Source organism: Kribbella sp. NPDC003557 (assembly GCF_040610805.1).
Lineage (GTDB): Bacteria > Actinomycetota > Actinomycetes > Propionibacteriales > Kribbellaceae > Kribbella.
Genome location: NZ_JBEXMY010000006.1, coordinates 87070 through 110321, shown reverse-complemented (window position 1 = coordinate 110321; position 23252 = coordinate 87070). Strand labels below are relative to the sequence as shown.

The following is a 23252-nucleotide window of genomic DNA, read 5'->3' as shown; positions in this document are numbered from 1 at the left end:
GCAACCATCCGGGCGGTGACCGGTCATTAGCCGATGTGAAGATCACCCTGACTGACGATACGGAGCCGTCCATGGCCACCGGCCCCGGAGGCCTCGATCCAGGACCGGACGAGGAACTGTGGCAGCGGCTGCGCGTCGGCGACCACTTCGCGCTCGGCGAGCTGTTCGACCGCTACGCCGACGACGTCCGCGCCTTCGCGTTCCGGCGGACCGCTTCCTGGAGTGCCGCCGACGACGTGGTCCAGGCGACGTTCCTGAACACCTGGCGACGCTTCCAGCGCAACCCACCGGGACCGCTCACCGCGCCGAGCGCCCGCGGCTGGCTGCTCCGGGTGGCCGGCCACGAGTGCAGCTCCCTGTTCCGTACGGCGAACCGGCTGCGCAGGCTGGTCGATCGACTGCCCGAGCCCGCCCCTGACGACGACCACGCCGCCGACGTCGCGCGGCGCCTGGACGACGAGCGCCGGATGTCCGTGATCCGGCGGGCCGTGGCCAAGCTGCCCCGGCACGAACGCGAGACCCTCGAGCTCGTCGTCTGGTCCGGGCTCACCACCGCCGAGGCCGCGGACGCGCTCGGCGTACCGGTCGGAACCGTCAAGGCCCGGCTGCACCGCACCCGTCGCCGCTTCCCCGACCTGCTGACCCGGGTCGACCTCACCGAGGAGCTCTCATGAACACCGATCTCGAACCGCCGCGCGTTCCGCCGCTGACCGCCGCCGAGCACGCCCGGATGCGCAACCAATTGATGGACACGGCCAGGCCCGCCGCGCGCCGCCCGGCCCGCCACTGGGTCGCCCCCGTGGTCGGCGTCGCAGCGGTCGCGGCTGTGGTCGCCGGCACGCTGGTCGTCGCCAACAGGCCGTCCGACGACGCGGGAGTGGCCGGTACGTCGACACCGCAGGCCTCACCGCAGGCGAAGGTGGGCGTCGATCTCGGCGCGGTGCCGCAGCGCGACGTGGCCAAGCTGATCACCGAATGCCAGTTCCCGGACGAGGGCGGTCCCGCCGAGCTCGTCTGGAGCCGTCACGTCCGGGGCATCAGCAAGGACAGCACCACGATGGTGGCCGTGGCGCGGAACACGAAGCCCACCACCGAGAACCCCGCCAAGATCAAGGCGGGTCGCAAGCCGGGGACGGGAGGAGCGCCCTCCTGGGCCAAGCTCGGGTACCGGTACTGCATGACGCGCATGCCACCGGCCGCCAAGCTGGGCCCCGTCGCATCCGTCGGCCGGGTCGGCGACGAGGCGTGGCGCACAGAGCCGACGCCTCGGCGCGGACTCGTCGCGCTCGGCGGATCGAACAACGACTTCACCCAAGATCTCCACACCCTCCAGGCGTGGGCCGTCTACCGGGCGCTGCCGAGCGTTGCCACAGTCGAGGCGCGGTACGTGCTGGACGGACAGCCCGGCCCGTGGACGAAGGGCGTCGTCGAGGGCGGCTTCGCCTACACCGAGGTCCAGGCGCGCGGGAAGTTCACCGTCGGCGAGAAGCTCACGACCGAGGTCCGCGCCTTCGACGCCCAGGGCAAGCAGATCCCGGTCGGTTAGCGGCGGCGCGCCATCGTGCGGGCGAAGTTGATGCCGAGCAGGCCCAGCCAGCCGATCACCACCCCGAACGGGCCGATCATGCCGGCCATGATCGCGGTGATCGGGATCGCGGCCACCACCGACACGATCGCGAGCGCCAGGCCACCCGGGTCCGGCTCGCGGCTCGGGCGGCCGGGTCGCGCCGGCTCCGGCAGCCCGGGCTGGTCGTAGGGCCCGTACGACCCGGCGCGGCGCTGGACGTCGCGCCGGTCGAGCTTCTCGAGGAAGCTGTCGATGATCTCGGCCTCGTACTCCGGGCCGAGCTCCTGCCGCGCCGCGACCGCGGCCCGCAGGTCCTTCCGCACCTCATCCGTCGCCATACGAGGACCGTACGGCGGGCGGGACGCCGTACCAATCGGGGAAACCCCCCGATCACACCGGGGGTTTTGCCTACCTTTCGCACTAAAAACGAACCGCCCCGGACACTCGGTCCGGGGCGGTTCGCGGTACGCCGTCGTTACAGGTACTGACCCGTGTTGGTCGCGGTGTCGATCGAGCGACCCGGCTCGGTGCCCTGCTTGCCGGAGATGAGCGTCCGGATGTAGACGATCCGCTCGCCCTTCTTGCCGGAGATGCGGGCCCAGTCGTCCGGGTTCGTCGTGTTCGGGAGGTCCTCGTTCTCCTTGAACTCGTCCACGCACGCCTGCAGCAGGTGCTGCACCCGCAGGCCCTTCTGGTTCTCGTCGAGGAAGGCCTTGATCGCCATCTTCTTCGCCCGGTCGACGATGTTCTGGATCATCGCGCCCGAGTTGAAGTCCTTGAAGTACAGGACCTCCTTGTCACCGTTGGCGTAGGTGACCTCGAGGAAGCGGTTCTCGTCGGCCTCGGTGTACATCCGCTCGACCGTGCGCTGGATCATCCCCGCCACACAGGCCTGCCGGTCGCCGCCGAACTCACCGAGGTCGTCGTCGTGCAGCGGCAGCCCCGCGGTCAGGTACTTCGAGAAGATGTCCCGGGCCGCCTCGGCGTCGGGCCGCTCGATCTTGATCTTCACGTCCAGCCGACCGGGTCGCAGGATCGCCGGGTCGATCATGTCCTCACGGTTCGAGGCACCGATGACCAGGACGTTCTCCAGACCCTCGACACCGTCGATCTCGCTCAGCAGCTGCGGGACGATGGTGTTCTCCACGTCGGAGGAGACGCCGGAGCCGCGGGTGCGGAACAGCGAGTCCATCTCGTCGAAGAACACGATCACCGGCATCCCCTCGGACGCCTTCTCGCGGGCCCGCTGGAACACCAGCCGGATGTGCCGCTCGGTCTCGCCGACGTACTTGTTCAGCAGCTCCGGGCCCTTGATGTTGAGGAAGAACGACTTCTGCCCCTCCACCCCGGTCTTCTCGGCCACCTTCTTGGCCAGCGAGTTCGCCACCGCCTTCGCGATCAGCGTCTTGCCGCAGCCCGGCGGGCCGTACAGCAGGACGCCCTTCGGCGGCTTGAGCTCGTGCTCCAGGAACAGGTCCTTGTGCAGGTACGGCAGCTCGACCGCGTCCCGGATCTGCTCGATCTGGCCGGTCAGGCCGCCGATCTGGGTGTAGTCGATGTCCGGGACCTCTTCGAGGATCAGCTCCTCGACCTCGGACTTCGGGATCTTCTCGTACACGTATCCGGAGCGGGCCTCGAGCAGCAGCGAGTCACCGGCCCGCAGGGGGACGTCGAGCAGCGGCGACGCGAGCCGCACCACGCGCTCCTCGTCGGCCTGCGCGATCACCAGCGCCCGCTCGCCGTCGGCGAGCAGCTCCTTCAGCATCACCACGTCGCCGACGACCTCGAAGTCGCAGGCCTCGACGACGTTGAGTGCCTCGTTCAGCATCAGTTCCTGGCCGAGCTTGAGCGCGTCCAGGTCCACCGACGGGCTCGCCGCGACCCGGAGTTTCCGGCCGCCGGTGAACACGTCGAGCGTGTCGTCTTCGTTCCGTCCGAGGAAGGTGCCGAATCCGGACGGCGGTTGCGCCAGCCGGTCGACCTCCTCCTTCAGGGCGATGATCTTCTCTCGCGCCTCCCGCAGCGTGTCGGCCAGCCGCTCGTTCTGAGCGGTGACACTCGCCAAGGAGGCCTGGGTTTCGGACAGCCTGCTCTCGAGCGACCGGCTGTCTGCCGGGTGCTCGAGCAGCCGACGTCGCAACGCCGCGACCTCGGCTTCCAGGTACCGGACCTGGTTACGCAGTTCTGCCGCGGTAGGACTCTCGTCTCCAGCCACGATCATCACCTCACCATGTGGGGCTCGACCCTATGGACCTTACCCAGAAAACCTCGCCGGGCAAGCTGAATCCCATCACGTGTCGGTTGCGGATGAGTCGGTTGCCTACGGCATGTCGCCGGAAGTTTCGGACGACGCCTCGTTGCCCGGCTCCGCGCGACGCGGGCCCGCATAGTCGTCGCCGTACGCGCCCGGTGCCGGACGGCGCTTCTTGCGGGGTGCCTGCACCCCGTGCGCCATCCTCCGGGCGGTGACCAGGAAGGCCGTGTGTCCTTGCATCCGGTGGCCCGGACGGACGGCGAGACCCTCTACGTGCCAGTCTCGCACGAGCGACTCCCACGCGCGCGGCTCGGTGAACTCCCCGTGTGCCCTCAGCGTCTCCACAACGCGGCTCAGCTGCGTCGTGGTGGCCACGTAGGCACAGAACACCCCGCCGGGTGAAAGGGCCTCAGCGACCGCGTCCACGCACTCCCAGGGGGCGAGCATGTCGAGCACGACGCGGTCCACGTCCTGCTCGTTCAGCTTCTCGACCAGGTCGCCCACCTCGAGCCGCCAGGCCGGGTGTTCGCCGCCGAAGAAGCCGGTCACGTTCTTGCGTGCGACCTCGGCGAAATCCTCGCGGCGCTCGAACGAGATCACCTGGCCGTGGATCCCGACCGCCCGCAGCAGCGCGGTGGTCAGCGCGCCGGAGCCGGCGCCCGCCTCGACCACCTTCGCGCCCGGGAAGATGTCGGCCATCGTGACGATCTGCGCGGTGTCCTTCGGGTAGATCACCGCGGCGCCGCGCGGCATCGAGACCGAGTAGTCGGCCATCAGCGGCCGCAGCGCCAGGTACTCGACGTTGCCCTTGGACCGGATCGTGACCGCGTCCGGGCCGTCGATCAGGTCGTCGTGCGCGATCCCGCCCTTGGTGGTGTGGAAGATCTTCCCGCGCTCGAGCTTGACCGAGTGCCGGCGGCCCTTGGAGTCCTGCAGGGTGATCCACTCGCCCTCCTGCAGCGGTCCGTGGTGGACGCCGGAGAACGCCTGGTCGGGAAAGTCACGCAAGTCAGCCATAAGGCGCTCACCTTAACTTTCGGTCACCGCAACCCTGTAATCCGGACGGGAACCAGCACGGAACCAGGACGACGTCAGCGGCCCCGGAAGGCGCGTTCCACGTCCGACGTCGCGAGCACGCCGTACACGCCGCCGTCGGCGTCCAGCACCAGGTACTCCGAGGCGGGGTGCTCACGCAAGGTGGCGAGGATCTCCTCGCCGGTGTCGTTGACGCCGATGATGTGGCCCGCGGCGATCCGGGTGGAGACCTCGCTGACGGTGGTCCACGGCCGCTGGTTCGGGGCCACCGCGGCGACCGCGGTCTCCGACACCAGCGCGTGCGGCTTGCCGTCGCCGTCGATCACGACGACCGCTCCGGCGTGCGCCTCGGACGCCATCCGGACGGCCTCGGACACCGGGGTGCCGGAGTGGACGGCGATGGCGCGGCGGGCCATCGTGCGGACCTGGAGGGCGGGCAGCTTGCGCCGCAGCCGGGCCTGCATCAGGGACGCGGTCGAGCCGGACCAGAGGAAGAAGCCGACCAGCAGCGCGATGACGAAGTCGATCATCGACGGCGGCCGGTCCCAGATCTCCTCCAGCAGGACGGGCAGCACCAGCACCGCCATCGCCAGCAGACGCCCGGCCCAGGCCGCCACGATGGTGCCGGTGTGCATGTTGCCGGTGATCTTCCAGACGATCGCCCGCAGCACCCAACCGCCGTCCAGCGGCAGGCCGGGGAGCAGGTTCGTGACGCCGACGATCAGGTTCGCGATGCCGAGCTCCCAGAGCGCGACGTACCCGACGCCCTCGTCGACGGCGCGGGAGCCGAGGTAGGCCAGGCCGCCGACGATCAGCGACGCGATCGGCCCGACGACCGAGACCGCGAACTCCTCCAGCGGCGACTTCCGCTCGCCCTCGATATGCGTGCCGGCCGCGAAGAAGCCGAGGTTGATCTCCGAGACCGGGATGCCGAACCGCATCGCCATCAGCGCGTGCGCGAGCTCGTGGATCAGGATCGACACCGTGAACGCGACCACGAACGCGAACGCGGCCACGTACCGCCAGCCGCCGAGCTCGGGGAACTGCTGGCCGATGATCGCGGCGAAGCCGATCGCGAGCAGCATCGCCACCGGCAGCCAGGTGAAGCGCATGGTCAGCCGGATGCCCCGGACACGCCCCAGGACCCAGGTTCCGGGCGGCGGCGTACCGGCCGGCTGGGCGGGGTTCTGGGAATCGCGCGAGTCTGGCATCAACCCAACGCTACTGGGCGGCCGTTAACGCTGCGCTACACACCCACCGTCAGCGCGGCGACGTAGCCGCCGGAGACGTCTCCGGTGACGGTCGCGAGCTGGTGTACGCCGTCGTCGTCGCCGAACACGTTGTCGTTCTCCAGCGACGTCTGGCTGAGGTTCTGCGCGCTGCCGTCGTACCCGTCGGTGGCGTAGACGGTGCTGCAGACGTCCTTCGGGAGGGCGAGCTGGGAGGTGCGGGTGATCCGGCCGGCCTTGGTCGCCTCGTCGACGGACGCGTAGACCTCGAAGTGGATGTGCGGCCAGCGGCCCATGTACGCGGCCGGGAAGATGGTCGTGAACGTCACCTTGCCGGATCCGTCGGCCGCCTGGACGCCGCGCAGGTAGTTCTCGTTCGTCACGCCGTCGGAGTACAGCGAGTAGCGGCCCTGGGCGTCGCAGTGCCACAGGTAGACGGCGGCACCTTCGAGGGCCTTGTCCTGGTCGGCGTCGATGATCGTGAGCTCGACGGCCAGCGGTACGCCGGTGGCCACGCCGGACGCGGAGCCGAACGACTTGGTGATGTCGCTGCGGACGATGCCGGACTCGGTGAGCACGTTCGGGCCGTTGGAGCCGTCGCCGGGGTACGGACCGCCGGTCTCCTGCGGGATCTCGTCGACGTCGGTGGCGGCGCTGCTCGTCGTACTGGACGTGGCGGAGGGGGTCGCGCTGGTCGAGGTGGTCGACGGGGTGCCGGTCGTCGTCGCCTGGTCGGCCGAGCAGCCCGCGACGGCGGCGAGGCCGGCGGCCGTGAACAGGCAGAGGAACCGGCGGCGGTGCAGGGTCGCGAGGTCGTACTCGAGACCGCGGTCGTGGTTCGGCGGCGGCTGTGTCGGCCGTGTCGGCTGTGTCGGCTGTGTCGGTGGCGTCATGCTTCGAGCATGACAACGGCCGCCGCGCTTCGGCCGTGAGTTCGCTGGGAGTTCGCTGGGAGGCGGTTTTCCACAGGCCCGGAGTGGGGTGCGGGCGAACTGTCCGTGGTTGTGCCTAGGGTTTGGTCTATGAGCGTCGCAGCCGTTGCCGATCCGCACGAGCATCCGCGGGGTGCCTTGTCGCCCTCCCGAGCCGCGGACTTCATGAGCTGCCCGCTGAAGTACCGGTTCCGGGTGGTCGACCGGCTGCCGGAGAAGCCGTCGGCGGCCGCGGTGCGCGGGACGGTCGTGCACGCTGTGCTGGAGCGGTTGTTCGACCTGCCACGCGGCGAGCGGACGCTGGAGCAGGCCGCGCAGATGCTCGAGCCGCAGTGGCAGCGCCTCCTGGAGGAGGAGCCCGAGGTCGCGGAGCTGTTCGCCGAGGACGCGACCGGCGACGAGCTGGCCAAGTGGCTGGCCGAGGCCCACGAGCTGCTCGGGAAGTACTTCACGCTCGAGGATCCGAACGCGTTGGAGCCGGCCGAGCGCGAGCTGTATGTCGAGACGGCGCTGGACTCCGGTCTGGTGCTCCGGGGATATGTGGACCGGCTCGACGTCGCCCCGACCGGGGAGATCCGGGTGGTCGACTACAAGACCGGTCGCTCGCCGTCGGAGTTCTTCGAGGCGAAGGCGCTGTTCCAGATGAAGTTCTACGCGCTGGTGCTGTGGAAGCTGCGCGGTGTGGTGCCGGCGATGCTGCAGCTGGTGTACCTGGGCAACGGCGAGATCGTCCGGTACGTCCCCGACGAGGCCGACCTGCGCGCCTGCGAGCGCAAGGTCTCCGCGCTGTGGGTCGCCATCACCCGGGCCCTCGACTCCGGCGACTGGCGCCCCAGCCCCGGTCCGCTGTGTGACTGGTGCGACCACAAACCCCTGTGCCCCGCCTGGGGCGGCACACCGCCGCCGCTGCCCACCCGCTCCGTGGAAGAGGTGGCCGCGGAGTCGGCAGGCATAGACCTGATCACAGTCGACGGCTAGGCCCGGCCGCTGCCCGGCGGAGGAACCCTGGGTGGATACGGTTCGTCGCATGAGTGTGGGCGATGTGGCGGTGCGGGCGGCCGGTGTCTGGAAGCGGTACGGCGGTGGTCTGACCCAGGTGGACGCACTGGCCGGTGTGAGCGCGGACTTCGGGAAGGGCCGGTTCACCGCGATCATGGGGCCGTCCGGCTCCGGCAAGTCGACCCTGCTGCACTGCCTGGCCGGTCTCGACAAGCCCACTGACGGCAAAGTGTTCCTCGGTGACGTCGATCTGACCACGCTGCCGGAGAAGCAGCTCACGCATCTGCGCCGCGACCGGATCGGGTTCGTGTTCCAGGCGTTCAACCTGGTGCCGACGCTGTCCGCGCTGGAGAACATCACGCTCCCGCTGGACCTGGCCGGGCGCAAACCCGACCAGGACTGGCTGACCACGGTCGTCGACACGGTCGGCCTGATGGACCGCCTCCGGCACAAGCCGTCGGAGCTGTCCGGCGGTCAGCAGCAGCGCGTCGCCTGCGCCCGCGCGCTCGTCTCCCGCCCGGATGTCGTATTCGCCGACGAGCCGACCGGCAACCTCGACTCACGGGCCTCCGGTGACGTCCTCGGGTTCCTGCACCGCTCGGTGCGGGACTTCCAGCAGACCGTCGTCATGGTCACCCACGACCCGACCGCGGCCTCGTACGCCGATCGCGTCCTGTTCCTGGCCGACGGCCGGTTGCGGTCCGAGCTGGTCGACCCGACCGCCGAGTCCGTGCTGGACACCATGAAGGAACTCGACCTCGAACAGGAACACCGCACCGGCAGCACAGCGGGCGAGCTGGCCGGCTGATGTTCAAGCTCGGCCTCCGGTCGGTCCTCGCGCACCGGCTCCGTTTCGTGCTGTGCACGCTCGCCGTCACGCTCGGCGTCGCGTTCGCGGGCGGCGCGATGGTCTTCACCGACACGCTCTCCACCGCGCTGAAGAAGAACTTCCAGGTCAGTACGGCTGACATCACCGTCACGCCGGCCTCGCCGATCGAGACCGGCTCCGACCGCCCCGCGATCTTCCAGTCCGAGGTCGTCGACCGCGTCCGCAGCGTCCCCGGCGTCCAGGACGTGGCTCCGCAGCTCCTGATCAGTAACGTCCAGATCCTCGGCCCGGACGGCAAGCTGCTGCAGAACTACGGCCTGTCGTCCTTCGGCGCCAACTGGCCGCGCGACCCGCGGAACGCGCCGTTCAAGATGCTCAGCGGAGTTCCGCCCTCGGGCACCGGGCAGCTCGCGCTCGACGAGTCGACCGCTGACCGGGCGGGCTACGCGATCGGTGACCCGGTCCGGATCGTCACGCCGACCCGGGCCGTCACCGCGACGCTGACCGCGATCACCACCCCCGCCCAGGCCGGTGTGGCGGCCGGCGCGCCCCTAGTGAGCTTCGACGGCGCGACGGCCCAGCTCCTGCTCCTCGGCAAGCCGGGCTGGACGTCGATCACCGTCTCAGTGCTGCCGGGGGCCGACCCCGGCACGGTCAGCCAGGCGATCGCCAAGACGGTCGGCGACTCCGTGCAGGTCCGGACGGCGAAACAGGTCACCGCCGACGGCGAGCACGACCTCGACAACACGTTCGGCGGGTTCAGCACGGTCCTGCTGCTGTTCGCGTTCCTCGCGCTGTTCGTCGGCACGTTCCTGATCGTCAACACGTTCGCGATGGTGGTCGCGCAGCGCTCCCGCGAGCTCGCGATGCTCCGCGCGATCGGCGCGTCCCGCGGCCAGATCACCGGCACGATCCTGGCCGAGAGCGCCGTCATCGGCTTCATCGGCGCCACCCTCGGCCTGCTGGTCGGGATCGGCGTGGCGGTCGGGATCCGGTTCTTCTACGAGCGCCTCGAGCTGCGCATCCCGACGGCCGCGCTGCAGGTCACGCCGACCACGATCATCGCCTGCTACGTGATCGGCATCGGCGTCACGGCGGCCGCCGCCGCACCCGCCGCCCGCCGGGCCGGCAAGCTGCCGCCGGTCGCCGCGATGCGCGACGACGTCCGGGTCCCGGAGCGCTCGCTGCTCGTCCGGGTGCTGATCGGCGCGTTCATGCTGCTGATGGCCGTCATGTTCTACGCCATCGGCGTGAACGCCGGCGGCGTGCCCGGCGCGATCCTGATCACGCTCGGCACGGGCACCGCGGTCCTCGCGATCGTGATGCTCAGTCCCCTGTTCAGCCGGTACGTCGTCCGCGCGCTGATGTACCCGTTCGGCCGCAAGGCGCCGATCACCCTCGGCCGCCGCAACGCCGAGCGCAACCCACGCCGTACGTCGGCGACCGCGTCCGCGCTGATGATCTCGGTGTCGCTGATCAGCGGTCTGCTGGTCATCGGGGCTTCGGTGAAGGCCTCGATCGACCAAAGCATCGTGGACGCGCTCGGCACCGCCGACATCCTGATCAGCAACGACGGCACGCCCAGCTTCAGCACCGAGGTCGGCGACCGGACCGAGAAGGTCCCGGGTGTCGGGTCCGTGCACCGGGTCCGCCAGCAGACCGGCGAGGTCGGCAAGGCGAGCGTTCGGATCACCGGCGTCAGCGACGGGACGCTGGCCGGCCCGGTCACCACGGAGTTCGACTCCGGCTCGGCCGCCGCGCTCGGCGCCGGGCAGGTGCTCCTCCCCCGCAACCTCGCCAAGACCCTCGAGCTCACAGTCGGCAAGACGTTCGCGCTGAAGACCGCGAGCGGCACCCACACCCTGACCGTCGGCGGCATCCTGGCACCGAACCGGCAACTCAACGCGGTCGTCGTGTCACTCCCCACGTACGAGACGCTCGGTGGGCCGCCGAGCGACACCCTGCTGTACGTCGACGTTGCTGACGGCAACCAGGTGGCGCAGGTCCGGACCGCGATCCTCGATCAGCTGGGCAAGGACTACCCCGCCCTCCAGGTCCGCGACCAGCAGGCCTACGCGGCGGTCGCGCGGGAGCCCGTGAACGGCGTCCTGGCCGCGGTCGGGTTCCTGCTCGCGATGGCGATCCTGATCGCGCTGCTCGGCATCGTGAACACGCTCGCGCTCGGCGTCGTCGAGCGGACCCGGGAGATCGGCCTGCTGCGCGCGATCGGGATGGACCGGCCGCAGCTCGGCCGGATGCTCCGGGTCGAGTCGATCGCGATCACGCTGCTCGGCGCGCTGCTCGGGCTGGCGATCGGCGTGACGTTCGCCGCCTCGGTGCAGGCGGCCATGGTCGACGACGGTCTCGGCGTCCGCGACATCCCGGTGCTGCAGCTGGTGATCGCGGCCGCGGTCGCGATCCTGTTCGGCGTACTGGCCGCGGTCTGGCCGTCACGCCGCGCCGCACGGCTCGACGTACTGCGGGCCATCGCCTCCGAATGAGCTTCAGCTGACGCGTGAGGTGGAGCCAGACCAGTGATTTCACAGGTAGCCTGCCGGTGTGCCGGGGACCGTACAGTCGATCGAGCGGGCCGCGGCGGTGCTGCGACTGCTCGCCGCCGCGCCTGACGGGCTGGGGGTCGCCGACCTCGGCAACGCGCTCGGGCTGGCGAAGCCGACCGTGCACGGGATCCTCCGGACGCTGCACCAGGTCGGCTTCGTCGACCAGGACCACAGCGGCGCGCACTACCACCTGAGCGACGCGTTCGGCCGGCTCGGCGAGAGCTACCTCGACCCGAACGAGCTGCGCAGCCGCGCGATCAACTGGGCCGACTCGCTGGCGTCCCGCAGCGGCGAGGTGGTGCGGGTGGGGCGTCTCGTCGAGGGCAAGGTCGAGGTCGTGCACCACGTGTTCCGGCCGGACGACAGCGACCAGGACCTCGACGTCGGTACGACGCTGCCGCCGCACGCGACCGCGCTCGGCAAGGCGGTGCTGGCGTTCGACGCGAGCGGGGCGACCCGGCCGCGGAAACTCGAGGCGTTCACCACCAGGACGATCACCGACCCGGCGCGGCTGAGCGAGGAGCTCGCGCTGGTCCGGGCCCGCGGGTGGGCGACCGAGTTCGAGGAGCACACCGTCGAGCTGGCGAGCATCGCGGCGCCGATCCGGGGCCTCGGCGGGCTGGTCGTCGGCGCGGTGGGCCTGGCCGGGCGGGTGGAACGGATCTGCGACAGCCGGCTGCGGCACCGCGGCGACCTGGTCAGCATGGTCCGGGCCACCGCCGACGCGATCGCCCGCGATCTCCGGGACGACACATGATCCCGGCAGCCGATGAGGGGTGGGGGGATGGCTGAACAGTATGTGGCGGCAGTGGACCAGGGGACGAACTCGAGTCGGTGCATCCTGTTCGACCGGCGCGGGCGGTTGGTGTCGGTGGCGCAGCGGGAGCACCGGCAGCTGTTCCCGCGGCCGGGGTGGGTCGAACACGACGCCGAGGAGATCTGGCGGAACGTGACCCGGGTGGTGCCGGCGGCGATCCGGCAGATCGGCGCGGCGCCGTCCCAGGTCGTTGCCATCGGCATCACCAACCAGCGCGAGACGAGCCTGCTCTGGGACCGCCGGACGGGCCGCCCGATCGGTCACGCCGTGGTCTGGCAGGACACCCGGACCGACCGGCTCGTCACCGAACTCGCGGGCGACGACGGCCCGGACCGGTTCGCCGACCTGTGCGGCCTGCCGCTGACGACGTACTTCTCCGCGCCGCGGATCCGGTGGATGCTCGACCACACGCCGGGGTTGCGGGAGCGCGCCGAGCGGGGCGAGATCCTGTTCGGCACGATGGAGACCTGGCTGATCTGGAACTTCACCGGCGGCCCGGACGGCGGCGCCCAGCACGTCACCGACGTCACCAACGCCAGCCGCACGATGCTGATGAACATCGAGACGCTGGACTGGGACGAGCAACTGCTCGACGCGTTCGACGTACCGCGGGCGATCCTGCCCGAGATCCGTCCGTCGTCGGGGGTGCTCGCGACCGCGACCGAGGTGCTGCCCGGGGTCCGGATCGGCGCGGCGCTCGGGGACCAGCAGGCCGCGCTGTTCGGGCAGACCTGCTTCAGTGCCGGTGAGGCGAAGTGCACGTACGGCACCGGGTCGTTCCTGCTGATGAACACCGGGCAGGAGATCGTCCGGTCCAAGCACGGCATGCTCACGACCGTGGCGTACCGGATCGGGGACCAGCCCGCGTCGTACGCGCTGGAAGGCTCGATGGCGGTCACCGGGTCGCTCGTGCAGTGGTTCCGCGACGGGCTCGGCATGATCCACACCGCCGCCGAGATCGAGACGCTGGCGCGGACCGTCGACGACAACGGCGGCGCGTACATCGTGCCCGCGTTCTCCGGGCTGTTCGCGCCGCACTGGCGCAGCGAGGCGCGGGGCGTGATCGCCGGGCTGACCGGCTACATCACCAAGGGGCATCTGGCGCGGGCGGTCCTGGAGGCGACCGGCTTCCAGACGCTCGAGGTGGTCGACGCGATGAACGCGGACTCCGGGATCGCGCTGACCGCGCTCAAGGTGGACGGCGGGATGACGGCCAACAACCTGCTGATGCAGTTCATCGCCGATCTGCTCGACGTGCGCGTGGTCCGGCCGATGGTGACCGAGACGGTGTCGCTGGGAGCGGCGTACGCCGCCGGGCTCGCGGTCGGCTACTGGCCGGACCTGGAGGGCCTGCGCAGCAACTGGCACCGGGCCGGCCAGTGGGTGCCGCACATGGATCCGGCCCGCCGCGCGACCGAGTACGCGAACTGGCAGGCCGCCGTCCAACGCACCTTCAACTGGATCCGCACCGAGGACCACGAGCTGTAGCAAGCCTTTCGTGCACGGCCGAAGAGCGTCAGCTGAGACGTCGCTGTCAAACGCTTGATACACATCGCGCATACCTTCCTGAGGTCGGAAGCAGCACCGAACTCGGGAGGAGAAAGTCTCATGTCCACAGGTCGCACGATCTTCGCCGCGATCGCCCTCGGGGCGTCCACGCTCGCCGTCGCACCGCTCACCGCGAACGCGCAGACCCTGCACGTCACACACATCACCTGCCACGAGCAGGAGGACAACACGGGCGCCGACGACGACCTGGGCCAGCGCCAGATCACCGGCCCCGGGAACTACGAGTTCACCGACGACGGGGCGCACTACACCGTGACCGTCGGCTGACGCCGGGCCGGGGAGGGCTCAGCCGGCCCTCTCCGGCAGGCGGCCGCGGAAGAGTTGGATGCTGACGGCAACGACCCAGATCCAGAAGATCGAGTACGGGATCAGCCAGACCGGCGTGGTCCACACCGCGCGGCCGATCAGGAACCCGACGGCGGCGACGATCGCCACCCAGCCGAGCCAGTTCGGGAGCGACGGCGTACCGAGCATGATCGAGCCCGCCGCGGCCAGGAACCCGGCCAGCGCCATCCAGGCGTTGGCGAACCCGAGGTTCCCCGTGTCGAAGGCGTACCGGGCGATCTGCGGGTCGACTCCTTCATCGGTCCGGTAGCCGGCCAGCTCCCAGCCCGGACTCATCAGCAGTACGACGAAAGCAACGCCTGACGTGAGCGCGATCGCCGACCGCCACGCCGGCCGGCCCTCCGCCTCACGCAGGACCACCCAGAGCACCGAGACGAAACAAGCCAGCGCCAGAACGGCGAGCAGGCCCAGATACGTCCCGGTCGCGTAGAGCGTGTCGTGCCGCGCCTCGAAGAAGCGCAGGATCTCGTCGCCGGACGCGTCGAACGCCGGCTCGCCCCCGCCGACCTGCACCAGCGCCTGGCTCGCACCGACCAGGACCAGGCCGGCCAGGCCGGCCGATGCGCCGGTCACGGACATCGTCCGCCACGGACCGCGCAGCTGTGCCGTCTCCCCCATGTGTCGTCCCTCCCGCTCCGAGTAAGGCACGGGAGGGACGATCACGTCCAGATGTCAGGCCGGTGACACGATGTCCGGCGCCTCGAGGCGGACCTTGTCGGCGGACTCGTCGTCGGGCTGGTCCTGGGAGTCGCGCTCGGACTGGACACGCCTGAGGTAGAACGACACCTCGCGGTCGATCGTCTCCTCGTCCCAGCCGAGGATCGGCGCGACCAGCCGGGCGGCCGCCTCGGCGGCGCCGACCCCGCGGTCCCAGGCCTCGATCGAGATCCGGGTCCGGCGGGCCAGGATGTCGTCGAGGTGACGGGCCCCCTCGGCCTTGGCGCCGTACACGATCTCGGCCTTCAGGTAGTCCTGCGTGCCCGGCAACTGCTCGCCGAGCGACGGGTCCTCCGCGACGAGTTCGAGCACCTCGTGGATCAGTGCGCCGTACCGGTTCAGCAGATGCTCGATCCGGGCGACATGCAGCCCGGACCGCTGCGCGATCAGCTGCCGCTGGTTCCACAGCGCCTGGTAGCCGTCGGCACCGACCAGCGGGATGTTCTTCGTGACGCTGCGCGGCACCCGCCCGTCGAGCGCGTCCGCGGCCGCGTCGATCGCGTCCTTGGCCATCACCCGGTACGTCGTGTACTTGCCACCGGCAACCACTACCAGGCCCGGCGCCGCGTGCGCGACGACGTGCTCGCGGGACAGCTTCGACGTACTCTCCGACTCGCCGGCGAGCAGTGGCCGCAGACCGGCGTACACGCCTTCGACGTCCTCGCGGGTCAGCGGTGTGGTCAGCACCGCGTTGACGTGGTCCAGCAGGTACTCGATGTCCTTGCTGGTCGCGGCCGGGTGGGCCTTGTCCAGGTGCCAGTCGGTGTCGGTGGTGCCGATCAGCCAGTGCCGGCCCCACGGGATGATGAACAGCACGGACTTCTCGGTCCGCAGGATCATCCCGGTGCTGGACTGGATCCGGTCCTTCGGGACGACCAGGTGGATGCCCTTCGACGCGCGGACGTGGTACTGCCCGCGCTCCCCCACCATCGCCTGGGTGTCGTCGGTCCAGACCCCGGTCGCGTTCACGACCTGCTTCGCCCGGACCTCGAACTGGCGGCCGCTCTCCAGGTCCTTCGCCTGGACGCCGGTGACCCGCTCGCCCTGACGCAGGAACCCGGTGACCTTCACCCGGTTCGCGACCAGGGCGCCGTACGACGCCGCGGTCCGGGCGAGCTCCATCGTGTGCCGCGCGTCGTCGACCTGCGCGTCGTAGTACTGCAACGCGCCGACCAGCGCGGACTTCTTCAGCGACGGGACGAGCCGCATCGCCCCGCGCCGGGTCAGGTGCCGGTGGATCGGCAGGCCCGCCCCGAGACCGGAGCTGACCGCCATACCGTCGTACAGCGCGACACCGGCGCCGGCGTAGAACCGCTCCCACCAGCGGTGCTGGAGCGGGTACAGGAACGGCACCGGCTTCACCAGGTGCGGGGCCAGGCGCTGCAGGAGCAAACCGCGCTCCTGCAACGCCTCGTGCACGAGTCGGAAGTCGAGCATCTCCAGGTAGCGCAAGCCCCCGTGGATCAGCTTGCTGGACCTGCTGGAGGTGCCGCTCGCGAAGTCGCGGGCCTCCAGCAGTCCGGTGGTCAGGCCGCGGGTGGCGGCGTCGAGTGCCGATCCGGTGCCGACCACCCCGCCACCGATCACCAGGACGTCCAGTTCCCGTCCGTCGGCCAGCGCGTCGATCGCGTCGGCCCTTGCTTGCGGTGACAGAGCCACTACAGCCACTGTGTTCGTCCTTCCGAATTCGTTGGTCGTGCTACTTCAGTCGACGTCGACCCAGTCAAGGGTGCGCTGGACGGCCTTCTGCCAGCCGGCGTACCCCTGAGTGCGCTGCTCGTCGTTCCACTGCGGCTCCCACCGCTTGGCCTCGTTCCAGTTCTGCACCAGCTCGTCCTTGGTCTTCCAGAAGCCCACGGCGAGCCCGGCCGCGTACGCCGCGCCGAGCGCGGTGGTCTCCGCGACGACCGGCTTGCTGACCGGTACGCCGAGGATGTCGGCCTGCATCTGCATGCAGAGCTCGTTCGCCGTGACACCGCCGTCGACCTTCAGCACGTCGAGCTTCACGCCCGAGTCCTTCTCCATCGCGTCCGCGACGTCCTTGCTCTGGTAGCAGATCGCTTCCAGTGTTGCGCGCGCCAGATGTGCGTTGGTGTTGAACCGGGACAGGCCGACGATCGCGCCGCGGGCGTCGGACCGCCAGTACGGCGCGAACAGGCCGGAGAACGCGGGCACGAAGTACACCCCGCCGTTGTCCTCGACCTGCCGGGCCAGGGTCTCGGTCTCGCTCGCACCGGAGATGATGCCGAGCTGGTCCCGCAGCCACTGCACCGCGGACCCGGTGACCGCGATCGAGCCCTCCAGCGCGTACACCGGGGCGTCGTCACCGAACTTGTAGCACATCGTGCTGAGCAGGCCGGCCTTCGAGCGGACCAGCTCGGTGCCGGTGTTCAGCAGCATGAAGTTTCCGGTGCCGTAGGTGTTCTTCGCCTCGCCCGGGTTGAAGCAGACCTGGCCGACGGTCGCGGCCTGCTGGTCACCGAGGTCGCCGGTGAGCGGTACGACGCCGCCGAGCGGACCGTTGGCGAGCGTCTCGCCGTACCTGTTCGGGTCCGACGACGGACGGATCTCCGGCAGCATCTGCCGCGGGATGTTGAAGAAGCTGATCAGCTCGTCGTCCCAGTCGAGCGTCTCCAGGTTCATCAGCATCGTCCGGCTGGCGTTCGTGACGTCGGTGATGTGCACACCGCCGTCCGTCCCGCCGGTCAGGTTCCACAACAGCCAGGTGTCGGTGTTCCCGAACACCGCGTCCCCGGCCTCGGCGGCCTCCCGGACGCCGTCGACGTTCTCCAGGATCCACTGCACCTTGCCGGCCGAGAAGTACGTCGCCGGCGGCAGACCGGCCTTCTGCCGGATCACGTCGCCCTTGCCCTCACGCTCGAGCGCCGACGCGATCCGGTCGGTCCGGGTGTCCTGCCAGACGATCGCGTTGTAGTAAGGCCTGCCGGTCCGGCGGTTCCAGACCACCGCGGTCTCGCGCTGGTTGGTGATGCCGAGCGCGGCCAGGTCGCCGGCCTGCAGGCCCTTTGCGTTCATCGCGGTCCGGATCACCGAGCTGGTCCGCTCCCAGATCTCCACCGGGTTGTGCTCGACCCAGCCCGCCTGCGGCAGGATCTGCTCGTGCTCCAGCTGGTGGATGCCCACCTCGTTGCCCGAATGGTCGAAGATCATGAAACGGGTGCTCGTGGTGCCCTGATCGACGGCGCCGACGAAGTCAGCCATGGGTAGTCCTCTCCTCACAAGTCGCGGTAGTGCGCTGCATCATGCCCTCGTCTCCTCCTCGGGCTCCGGGACCCGGCCGGGCTCCTCGTCCGCGTCGCCGACCGGCAGGTACCGGCCGACCAGCAGGTCGTAGAGCAGGGCGCCGACGAGCGCGCCGATGATGGGACCCACGATCGGGACCCAGAAATAGGGATCCCCGAACTGATCCTTGAAGGCTCCTCCGTAACCGGTCAGGTAGGAGGCCAGCCGCGGGCCGAAGTCACGCGCCGGGTTGATCGCGTAGCCGGCCAGGGTGCCCCACGCCATCCCGATGCCGACGACCAGCAGGCCGATGATGAACGGGCCCAGGTTCGCCGCGGGGGCGGTGTTGCGCAGGTCGACGATCGCCAGGATGACCAGCATCAGGATCGCCGTACCGATGATCTGGTCCAGGAAGCCGCTCCACATGCCGGCGCCGAGCTCGGTGCTTCCGTTGCCCGGGAGGGTGGAGAACACTCCCTGGCTCTTGATCGTCAGTCCGGGGTCGAACTTGTCGAGGACCTTGTCGTAGTTCCAGCGGACCACCAGAGCCGCCGCGAACGCGCCCAGGAACTGCGCACCGATGTACGGCAGCACCTTCCGCCAGGCGAACCCGCGGAAGACCGCCAGGGCGATCGTCACCGCGGGGTTGATGTGGCCACCGCTGAGCCGGGCGGACACGTAGACGCCCATGATGACGCCGATACCCCAGGCCCACGAGATCGAGTCGTGATCCCCGATGCCGCCGGCCACCACTTGGGCGACCACCCCGACACCGAACAGGATCAGGATGAACGTTCCGGCGAATTCCGCCGAACACTCCCCCAGAAGGGTTCTTTGTTTGACCGCTTCGGTCGTAGCCATGCTTGGCCTCCCTTCCCCGCCGTGACGACCACGGCTGGCTGGAATGTAGGAGCGAAGTACCCCCGGTAACAACGCCCGCCGTTCGACATTGTCGAACGCCCATCCCGGGCCACCCCGCTGCGACACTCGGTGATCTTCTGATTACTCAATGACATCGATAGACGCCGCGAGGCCCACGAAAGACCGCGCTGAGCCCCGGCGCCCCGCCCCCAGTCGATGACGAACGGCACGAGACCGCCGTACGGCGCCGGCTCGACCTCACTCAGCCGCCATCGGAGCATGGCCCCACCCGCCGTCCGGCGAGACAACTCGACAATCTCGCCGAGCTCCACGCCCTGCTCCCGCGCGGCAGCCACGAACCCATCGACATCAGCCGGGTGAACCGCCCAGGTCACCAGCCGCTCACGATCCAACGGGTACGGCGAACGCGCGTCCGGCGCCGCTTCCGGATCCGCACCGAGAAACTCCAGATACGCCGTCCCACCCAGCCCCGCGAGATAGTTCCGAGTCCCCCACCGCACATGCCGCCCACCAACCACCGGCTCGACACCGGTCGCGTCCGCGAAGGCGGCCACAGTCGCCTCCAGGTCAGGCGTGGCCAGGACGAGATGGTCGAGCAGTGCCTCCGGCATAAGACGACCGTACGACGCTAGGTTGTTCTTCCGCCTGCCCGATCCACCCCGAGGAGCTCCGCTCATGGCTCTGTCGCCGTACACCTTTCGCGGCGCCCTCGCTGTGCTCGACATCGACGACCGGAGCCGAACGGCCCTCGAGCGGTTCTTCGGTACGGCGATCTTCGCCGGAGCCGGTGCCGCGGCGCTCGCGGGCGGACCAGTCGCCGGGCTGACCGCCGCGGCCTGGCTGTCGCTGGTCGACCCGAAGAACGAAGCCGTGAGCCTGCTCGACACCGTCGTCACCAGCGTGACCAAGCGGCTGCGCGGCACGAAGGACAAGAGCCAGCTCGAGCTCGTCGTGGCCGCGCACACGATCACGGCGGTCTCGTCGTTCTTCGATGCGCTTCCTCAGGTCATCGGCCCGAAGTACCGCGAGCTCGGCCTCACCGACCAGGAGCGAGGCAGGCTGCTCGCCGTACCCGGCGCCGCGGACGACGACCTCTTCGACGTCACTGTCCCGCTGTCCTCGCCCGAGCTCGGGCTGGAAACGAATCTCGAGCAGACACTCAAGCCGTACTACGACCGACTCGCGCGCCGATGTCTCGACTTCTTCACCGGTCTCGAGGCGTGGAGCCGGCTCGAGCCGGTACCGGTTGCCGCGCTGGTCGAGGCGATCGTCGAACGCGCCGCGTTGCTGTACCGGAGCCGGATGCTGGAACTCAGCGCCTCCGCGCCGTTCGGCTTGTGGGTGACGCTCAACGAGTTCGCCGGCACCCGCGAACTGATCCACGCGCAAGCCGCGGCGCTGGGCGAGCTCAGGACGATGCTCTCGATGGTGATGCCGGGCACTCCCTCACCCCGGAACAGCTACCGCGAGAAGCTGGCGCTCGCGGCGAGGGAGGTCCTCGACGAGCCGCTGCTGCGGTCCCGCACGCAGTCGATCGCGTCGCCGACCGTCCGCGACGGGTTCGTCGAGCCTTCGTTCCACTACGCGGTCGCGGACGACCGATCGCGGCCTTCCGACGAGGAGTGGTGGTCCCAACAACCGCAGCACTCGTCGCTGGTCGAGTACCTCGCGAGCTATCTGGCGAGCCCCGAGGGCGCCCGACGCCCGCTCCTCATGCTCGGCCATCCCGGCGCCGGCAAATCATTGCTGACCGAGGTGCTGGCCGCCCAGCTGCCGGAGGAAGCGTTCGCGGTCGTCCGCGTGCCGCTCCGTTCCGTCAATCCCGACGACGATCTGACCCTGCAGATCACCAAGGAACTGCAGCGGACCTTGCAGCAGCCGAACGCCGATCTGGCCGAGTTGCGCGAGGAGTGCGGCGCCTGCGACTCCTGCAGCGACTCGATGAGCTGTCCGCATCGGTGCCACCTGGTCATCCTGCTGGACGGCTTCGACGAACTCGTGCAGGCGACCGGCGTGACGCAATCGGCGTACCTGTCGAAGGTCGAGGACTTCCAGAAGCGGGCGAGAACCTTCGGTACGCCGACGTCGGTGATCGTCACCTCCCGAACGGTCGTCGCCGACCGCGCCGAGATCGCGCCGGACACGCCCATGATCAAGCTGCGCGAGTTCGACCGGGCGCGGATCGAGCGGTGGCTCGCCGCCTGGAATGCCGCTCATGCGGCGATCCCGTCGTTCGTCCCGCTCGAGGTCGACGAGATGACGACCTCGGACGAGATCACCGAGCTGACGAGCCAGCCGTTGCTGCTGCTGATGCTGGCCGTCTATCTGGCCGAGCTCGGCACGAACCAGCTGGGCGGCGCCGATCTGACGCAGAGCGAGTTGTACCAGCGGATCATGGACCGCTTCATCACCCGCCAGATCACCGAGAAGACCGCACCGGACGCCTCGGCCGCCGAGCAGCAGCTGCTGCAACGTCAGCAACGCCGGCAGCTCCAGTACGCGGCCATCGGCATGTTCAACCGCGGCCGCCAGCACATCACAGACAGCGAACTGAACGCCGACCTCGCCGCCCTGGAACCACCCGCCACCCCCACCGCCGCAATCCAGCCCCTGACCGCGGCCGACCGGGTCCTCGGCGAGTTCATGTTCGTCCACAACCCCCGAGCCGACCGCGAACAACGCAGCGCGTACGAGTTCCTCCACGCCACCTTCGGCGAGTTCCTGGTCGCGGAACTCGTCCTCGAACTCCTGGTCCAACTGATGCGCCACCGCGACCTGGAAGCCACCTCCCTCACCCCCCAGCCAGCAGCCCTAGACGACACCCTCCTCCGCCGCCTCCTCAGCCACCAGCCAATCAGCACCCGCGCCCCGGTCCGCATCTTCCTCGCCGAACTGGCAGAGCAACGCTCCGACGAAGACGTCTCGTCGCTGCATGCCACCATCAGCGAACTGCTCCGCCGTGAATCCATCCGCCCCGACACCGGCGACGAGCTCTATCGCCCTCTCCCCTACGACCCCGTACGCCGCCGCGCCTGCTACACCGCCAATCTCACCCTGCTCCGCGTCCTCCTCGACAACGACCCCGTTCCGGTAGAGGAGCTCGTGGGGGCGGACGGACTCGACCGTTGGCGCCAGGTCGTGCGGTTGTGGCGTGCCGGCATCGACGAGTCGGCTTGGGAGACCGTCATGCAGTTTCTCGGCGTGTCCCCCGATGACAGCCCGTCGTTACAGCTGAGCGTGCGGATCGAGTCACAGTTCGACATCAGGCTCAACGAGGCAGAACTTCTGGGAGATCTCACCCACAAGGCCGAACTGCTGGTCGGAGCCTTCGGGACCCACGCAGTCGACGAGCCCTGGGGACCTGGCGATCTCGAGGCGATCAGGCAGATCGCCCTGATCCATTTCGCCAGCTCGGGCGCGCCGCATTTCGGTCGCCCGCTGGCTTACGACTACACGTGGTACCTGGACCTTCTCCAGACGCTGAGCGGTCGGTCGCGGATCAACGGCAACGTCAAACGAGGCATCGTCATGTTGCTGTCGCGGGGCGCCCGGGACCTGAGCACCGACTACATCCGTGAGTTGCTCACGCACGCCTTCCCACCGCCGGAATCCATCGGCTACGAGGTCGAACTCGCGGCGATCGTCGCAGCTCACCCCGCTCTGCTCGACGACATGCCTGACCTCCGCGAGTACATCCGCGTCGTCACTCGAAGCAGGGCACCGACGGTGGTGGCCATGTTCTGGTACGCCGAACAGCGAGCCACCGGGGATGCACGTGATCAGCTGCAGCAGATCCGGATCGAGATCGACCGCCGGCTCGCGCGACCGGAACTGGTCCACTGTGAGGACGGCTATTTCGCGCCGGAGTTCGTCACCTACCTCCGGCTGGAGCGTCCACAGCACTGGACGCCAGAACTGCCTGTTCCGCGGTTGTTCGGGGGGCTCAAGGACTCGACCTTGCGGAGCATCGCACCGGAAGATGCGCTGTACGTGGTGGAGACGTGGGTCGAGGGCAGCATCGATTTCGTCATGAGCTACCTGCGGAGCCGTGCAGTTCCACTGGGGCCGGATGCAGATCTCATGGCAGCACTGCGCGATCTTGCCAGCAGCTGAGAGCCCGCTGAGAGGGCTCGGGGCGGGCCTGCCAACCGTTGATGCAGGCTCGGCGTCTGCGGGGTGGGTCTACTCGTGGAGGGTTGGATGGGTGTGTCGCTGCTCGGGGGATGGTTTCCGGTTCTGCTGGATGTGGTGGCTGTGGGGGTCGTCTTGGCTG

At 69.5% G+C, this 23252-nt stretch carries 19 protein-coding genes; 9 read left to right on the top strand and 10 right to left on the bottom strand.

The genetic code is table 11. The features are described from left to right. Nucleotides 1-71: 71 nt before the first annotated feature. Both ABZW60_RS25185 and ABZW60_RS25180 read left to right on the top strand, forming a co-directional pair. On the top strand, nt 72-674 hold the full coding sequence (locus ABZW60_RS25185) for an RNA polymerase sigma factor (RefSeq protein WP_355480701.1): 603 nt from the start codon (nt 72-74) through the stop codon (nt 672-674). Further along, nucleotides 671-1546 carry a hypothetical protein gene (locus ABZW60_RS25180; protein ID WP_355480699.1) on the top strand — a complete coding sequence of 292 codons (876 nt, stop codon included), beginning with the start codon at nt 671-673 and terminating at the stop codon, nt 1544-1546. Before ABZW60_RS25185 ends, ABZW60_RS25180 begins: the two co-directional genes overlap by 4 nt. Here ABZW60_RS25180 and ABZW60_RS25175 read toward each other — a convergent pair. The 5 genes from ABZW60_RS25175 to ABZW60_RS25155 form a co-directional block, all read right to left on the bottom strand. Next, complete coding sequence (locus ABZW60_RS25175) at nt 1543-1905, bottom strand: hypothetical protein (RefSeq protein ID WP_355480698.1); 363 nt, start codon at nt 1903-1905, stop codon at nt 1543-1545. The two genes, ABZW60_RS25180 and ABZW60_RS25175, sit on opposite strands and share 4 nt — an antisense overlap. A gap of 137 nt (nt 1906-2042) precedes the next feature. Beyond that, the gene (gene arc / locus ABZW60_RS25170; RefSeq protein WP_355480696.1) at nt 2043-3788 is read right to left on the bottom strand and encodes a proteasome ATPase; all 1746 of its coding nucleotides are present in this window, start codon (nt 3786-3788) and stop codon (nt 2043-2045) included. Between the two features lie 99 nt (nt 3789-3887). Continuing rightward, nucleotides 3888-4838, bottom strand: a complete 951-nt coding sequence (locus ABZW60_RS25165; RefSeq protein ID WP_355480694.1) for a tRNA (adenine-N1)-methyltransferase — start codon at nt 4836-4838, stop codon at nt 3888-3890. A 74-nt stretch (nt 4839-4912) separates the two neighbouring features. Continuing rightward, on the bottom strand, nt 4913-6067 hold the full coding sequence (locus ABZW60_RS25160) for a site-2 protease family protein (protein WP_355480692.1): 1155 nt from the start codon (nt 6065-6067) through the stop codon (nt 4913-4915). 35 nt (nt 6068-6102) lie between these two features. Further along, nucleotides 6103-6978 carry an intradiol ring-cleavage dioxygenase gene (locus ABZW60_RS25155; protein WP_355480690.1) on the bottom strand — a complete coding sequence of 292 codons (876 nt, stop codon included), beginning with the start codon at nt 6976-6978 and terminating at the stop codon, nt 6103-6105. 129 nt (nt 6979-7107) lie between these two features. Between ABZW60_RS25155 and ABZW60_RS25150 the strand changes: the two genes are divergently transcribed. From ABZW60_RS25150 to ABZW60_RS25125, 6 genes are all read left to right on the top strand, one after another. After that, nucleotides 7108-7995: a PD-(D/E)XK nuclease family protein gene (locus ABZW60_RS25150; protein ID WP_355480688.1), complete on the top strand. Its 888-nt coding sequence runs from the start codon at nt 7108-7110 to the stop codon at nt 7993-7995. A 49-nt stretch (nt 7996-8044) separates the two neighbouring features. Beyond that, nucleotides 8045-8824 (top strand): ABC transporter ATP-binding protein, encoded by a 780-nt coding sequence (locus tag ABZW60_RS25145; protein WP_355480686.1) that lies wholly within the window; start codon nt 8045-8047, stop codon nt 8822-8824. Beyond that, nucleotides 8824-11346, top strand: a complete 2523-nt coding sequence (locus ABZW60_RS25140) for an FtsX-like permease family protein (RefSeq protein ID WP_355480684.1) — start codon at nt 8824-8826, stop codon at nt 11344-11346. The genes ABZW60_RS25145 and ABZW60_RS25140 overlap by 1 nt, the downstream gene beginning before the upstream one ends. 58 nt (nt 11347-11404) lie before the next feature. After that, a complete protein-coding gene (locus tag ABZW60_RS25135) occupies nt 11405-12163 on the top strand; it encodes an IclR family transcriptional regulator (RefSeq protein ID WP_355480682.1) in 759 nt (252 codons plus the stop codon). Between the two features lie 27 nt (nt 12164-12190). After that, entirely contained in the window at nt 12191-13711 is a 1521-nt protein-coding gene (glpK, locus tag ABZW60_RS25130; RefSeq protein WP_355480680.1) for a glycerol kinase GlpK, read from the top strand. A 120-nt stretch (nt 13712-13831) separates the two neighbouring features. Next, nucleotides 13832-14059, top strand: a complete 228-nt coding sequence (locus ABZW60_RS25125; RefSeq protein ID WP_355480678.1) for a hypothetical protein — start codon at nt 13832-13834, stop codon at nt 14057-14059. A gap of 18 nt (nt 14060-14077) precedes the next feature. Here ABZW60_RS25125 and ABZW60_RS25120 read toward each other — a convergent pair whose 3' ends face one another. The 5 genes from ABZW60_RS25120 to ABZW60_RS25100 are packed head-to-tail and all read right to left on the bottom strand — an operon-like array spanning nt 14078 to nt 19590. Further along, nucleotides 14078-14755, bottom strand: a complete 678-nt coding sequence (locus tag ABZW60_RS25120; RefSeq protein ID WP_355480676.1) for a hypothetical protein — start codon at nt 14753-14755, stop codon at nt 14078-14080. Between the two features lie 54 nt (nt 14756-14809). After that, nucleotides 14810-16522, bottom strand: coding sequence for a glycerol-3-phosphate dehydrogenase/oxidase (locus tag ABZW60_RS25115; RefSeq protein WP_355480674.1), 1713 nt, complete (start codon nt 16520-16522; stop codon nt 14810-14812). A gap of 36 nt (nt 16523-16558) precedes the next feature. Beyond that, entirely contained in the window at nt 16559-18076 is a 1518-nt protein-coding gene (glpK, locus tag ABZW60_RS25110) for a glycerol kinase GlpK (RefSeq protein ID WP_355480672.1), read from the bottom strand. Between the two features lie 39 nt (nt 18077-18115). Continuing rightward, entirely contained in the window at nt 18116-18958 is an 843-nt protein-coding gene (locus tag ABZW60_RS25105) for an MIP/aquaporin family protein (protein WP_355480671.1), read from the bottom strand. Continuing rightward, the gene (locus ABZW60_RS25100) at nt 18880-19590 is read right to left on the bottom strand and encodes a VOC family protein (protein ID WP_355480669.1); all 711 of its coding nucleotides are present in this window, start codon (nt 19588-19590) and stop codon (nt 18880-18882) included. Before ABZW60_RS25100 ends, ABZW60_RS25105 begins: the two co-directional genes overlap by 79 nt. Nucleotides 19591-19654: 64 nt before the next feature. Between ABZW60_RS25100 and ABZW60_RS25095 the strand changes: the two genes are divergently transcribed. Then, nucleotides 19655-23092, top strand: coding sequence for a hypothetical protein (locus tag ABZW60_RS25095; protein ID WP_355480667.1), 3438 nt, complete (start codon nt 19655-19657; stop codon nt 23090-23092). Nucleotides 23093-23252 lie beyond the last annotated feature (160 nt).

Bases quoted from the DNA above. Each gene is read 5' to 3' on its own strand.
- ABZW60_RS25185 (WP_355480701.1), top strand. From the start codon at position 72: ATGGCCACCGGCCCCGGAGGCCTCGATCCAGGACCGGACGAGGAACTG.
- ABZW60_RS25180 (WP_355480699.1), top strand. From the start codon at position 671: ATGAACACCGATCTCGAACCGCCGCGCGTTCCGCCGCTGACCGCCGCC.
- ABZW60_RS25175 (WP_355480698.1), bottom strand. From the start codon at position 1,905: ATGGCGACGGATGAGGTGCGGAAGGACCTGCGGGCCGCGGTCGCGGCG.
- arc (WP_355480696.1), bottom strand. From the start codon at position 3,788: ATGATCGTGGCTGGAGACGAGAGTCCTACCGCGGCAGAACTGCGTAAC.
- ABZW60_RS25165 (WP_355480694.1), bottom strand. From the start codon at position 4,838: ATGGCTGACTTGCGTGACTTTCCCGACCAGGCGTTCTCCGGCGTCCAC.
- ABZW60_RS25160 (WP_355480692.1), bottom strand. From the start codon at position 6,067: ATGCCAGACTCGCGCGATTCCCAGAACCCCGCCCAGCCGGCCGGTACG.
- ABZW60_RS25155 (WP_355480690.1), bottom strand. From the start codon at position 6,978: ATGACGCCACCGACACAGCCGACACAGCCGACACGGCCGACACAGCCG.
- ABZW60_RS25150 (WP_355480688.1), top strand. From the start codon at position 7,108: ATGAGCGTCGCAGCCGTTGCCGATCCGCACGAGCATCCGCGGGGTGCC.
- ABZW60_RS25145 (WP_355480686.1), top strand. From the start codon at position 8,045: ATGAGTGTGGGCGATGTGGCGGTGCGGGCGGCCGGTGTCTGGAAGCGG.
- ABZW60_RS25140 (WP_355480684.1), top strand. From the start codon at position 8,824: ATGTTCAAGCTCGGCCTCCGGTCGGTCCTCGCGCACCGGCTCCGTTTC.
- glpK (WP_355480680.1), top strand. From the start codon at position 12,191: ATGGCTGAACAGTATGTGGCGGCAGTGGACCAGGGGACGAACTCGAGT.
- ABZW60_RS25125 (WP_355480678.1), top strand. From the start codon at position 13,832: ATGTCCACAGGTCGCACGATCTTCGCCGCGATCGCCCTCGGGGCGTCC.
- ABZW60_RS25120 (WP_355480676.1), bottom strand. From the start codon at position 14,755: ATGGGGGAGACGGCACAGCTGCGCGGTCCGTGGCGGACGATGTCCGTG.
- glpK (WP_355480672.1), bottom strand. From the start codon at position 18,076: ATGGCTGACTTCGTCGGCGCCGTCGATCAGGGCACCACGAGCACCCGT.
- ABZW60_RS25105 (WP_355480671.1), bottom strand. From the start codon at position 18,958: ATGGCTACGACCGAAGCGGTCAAACAAAGAACCCTTCTGGGGGAGTGT.
- ABZW60_RS25100 (WP_355480669.1), bottom strand. From the start codon at position 19,590: ATGCCGGAGGCACTGCTCGACCATCTCGTCCTGGCCACGCCTGACCTG.
- ABZW60_RS25095 (WP_355480667.1), top strand. From the start codon at position 19,655: ATGGCTCTGTCGCCGTACACCTTTCGCGGCGCCCTCGCTGTGCTCGAC.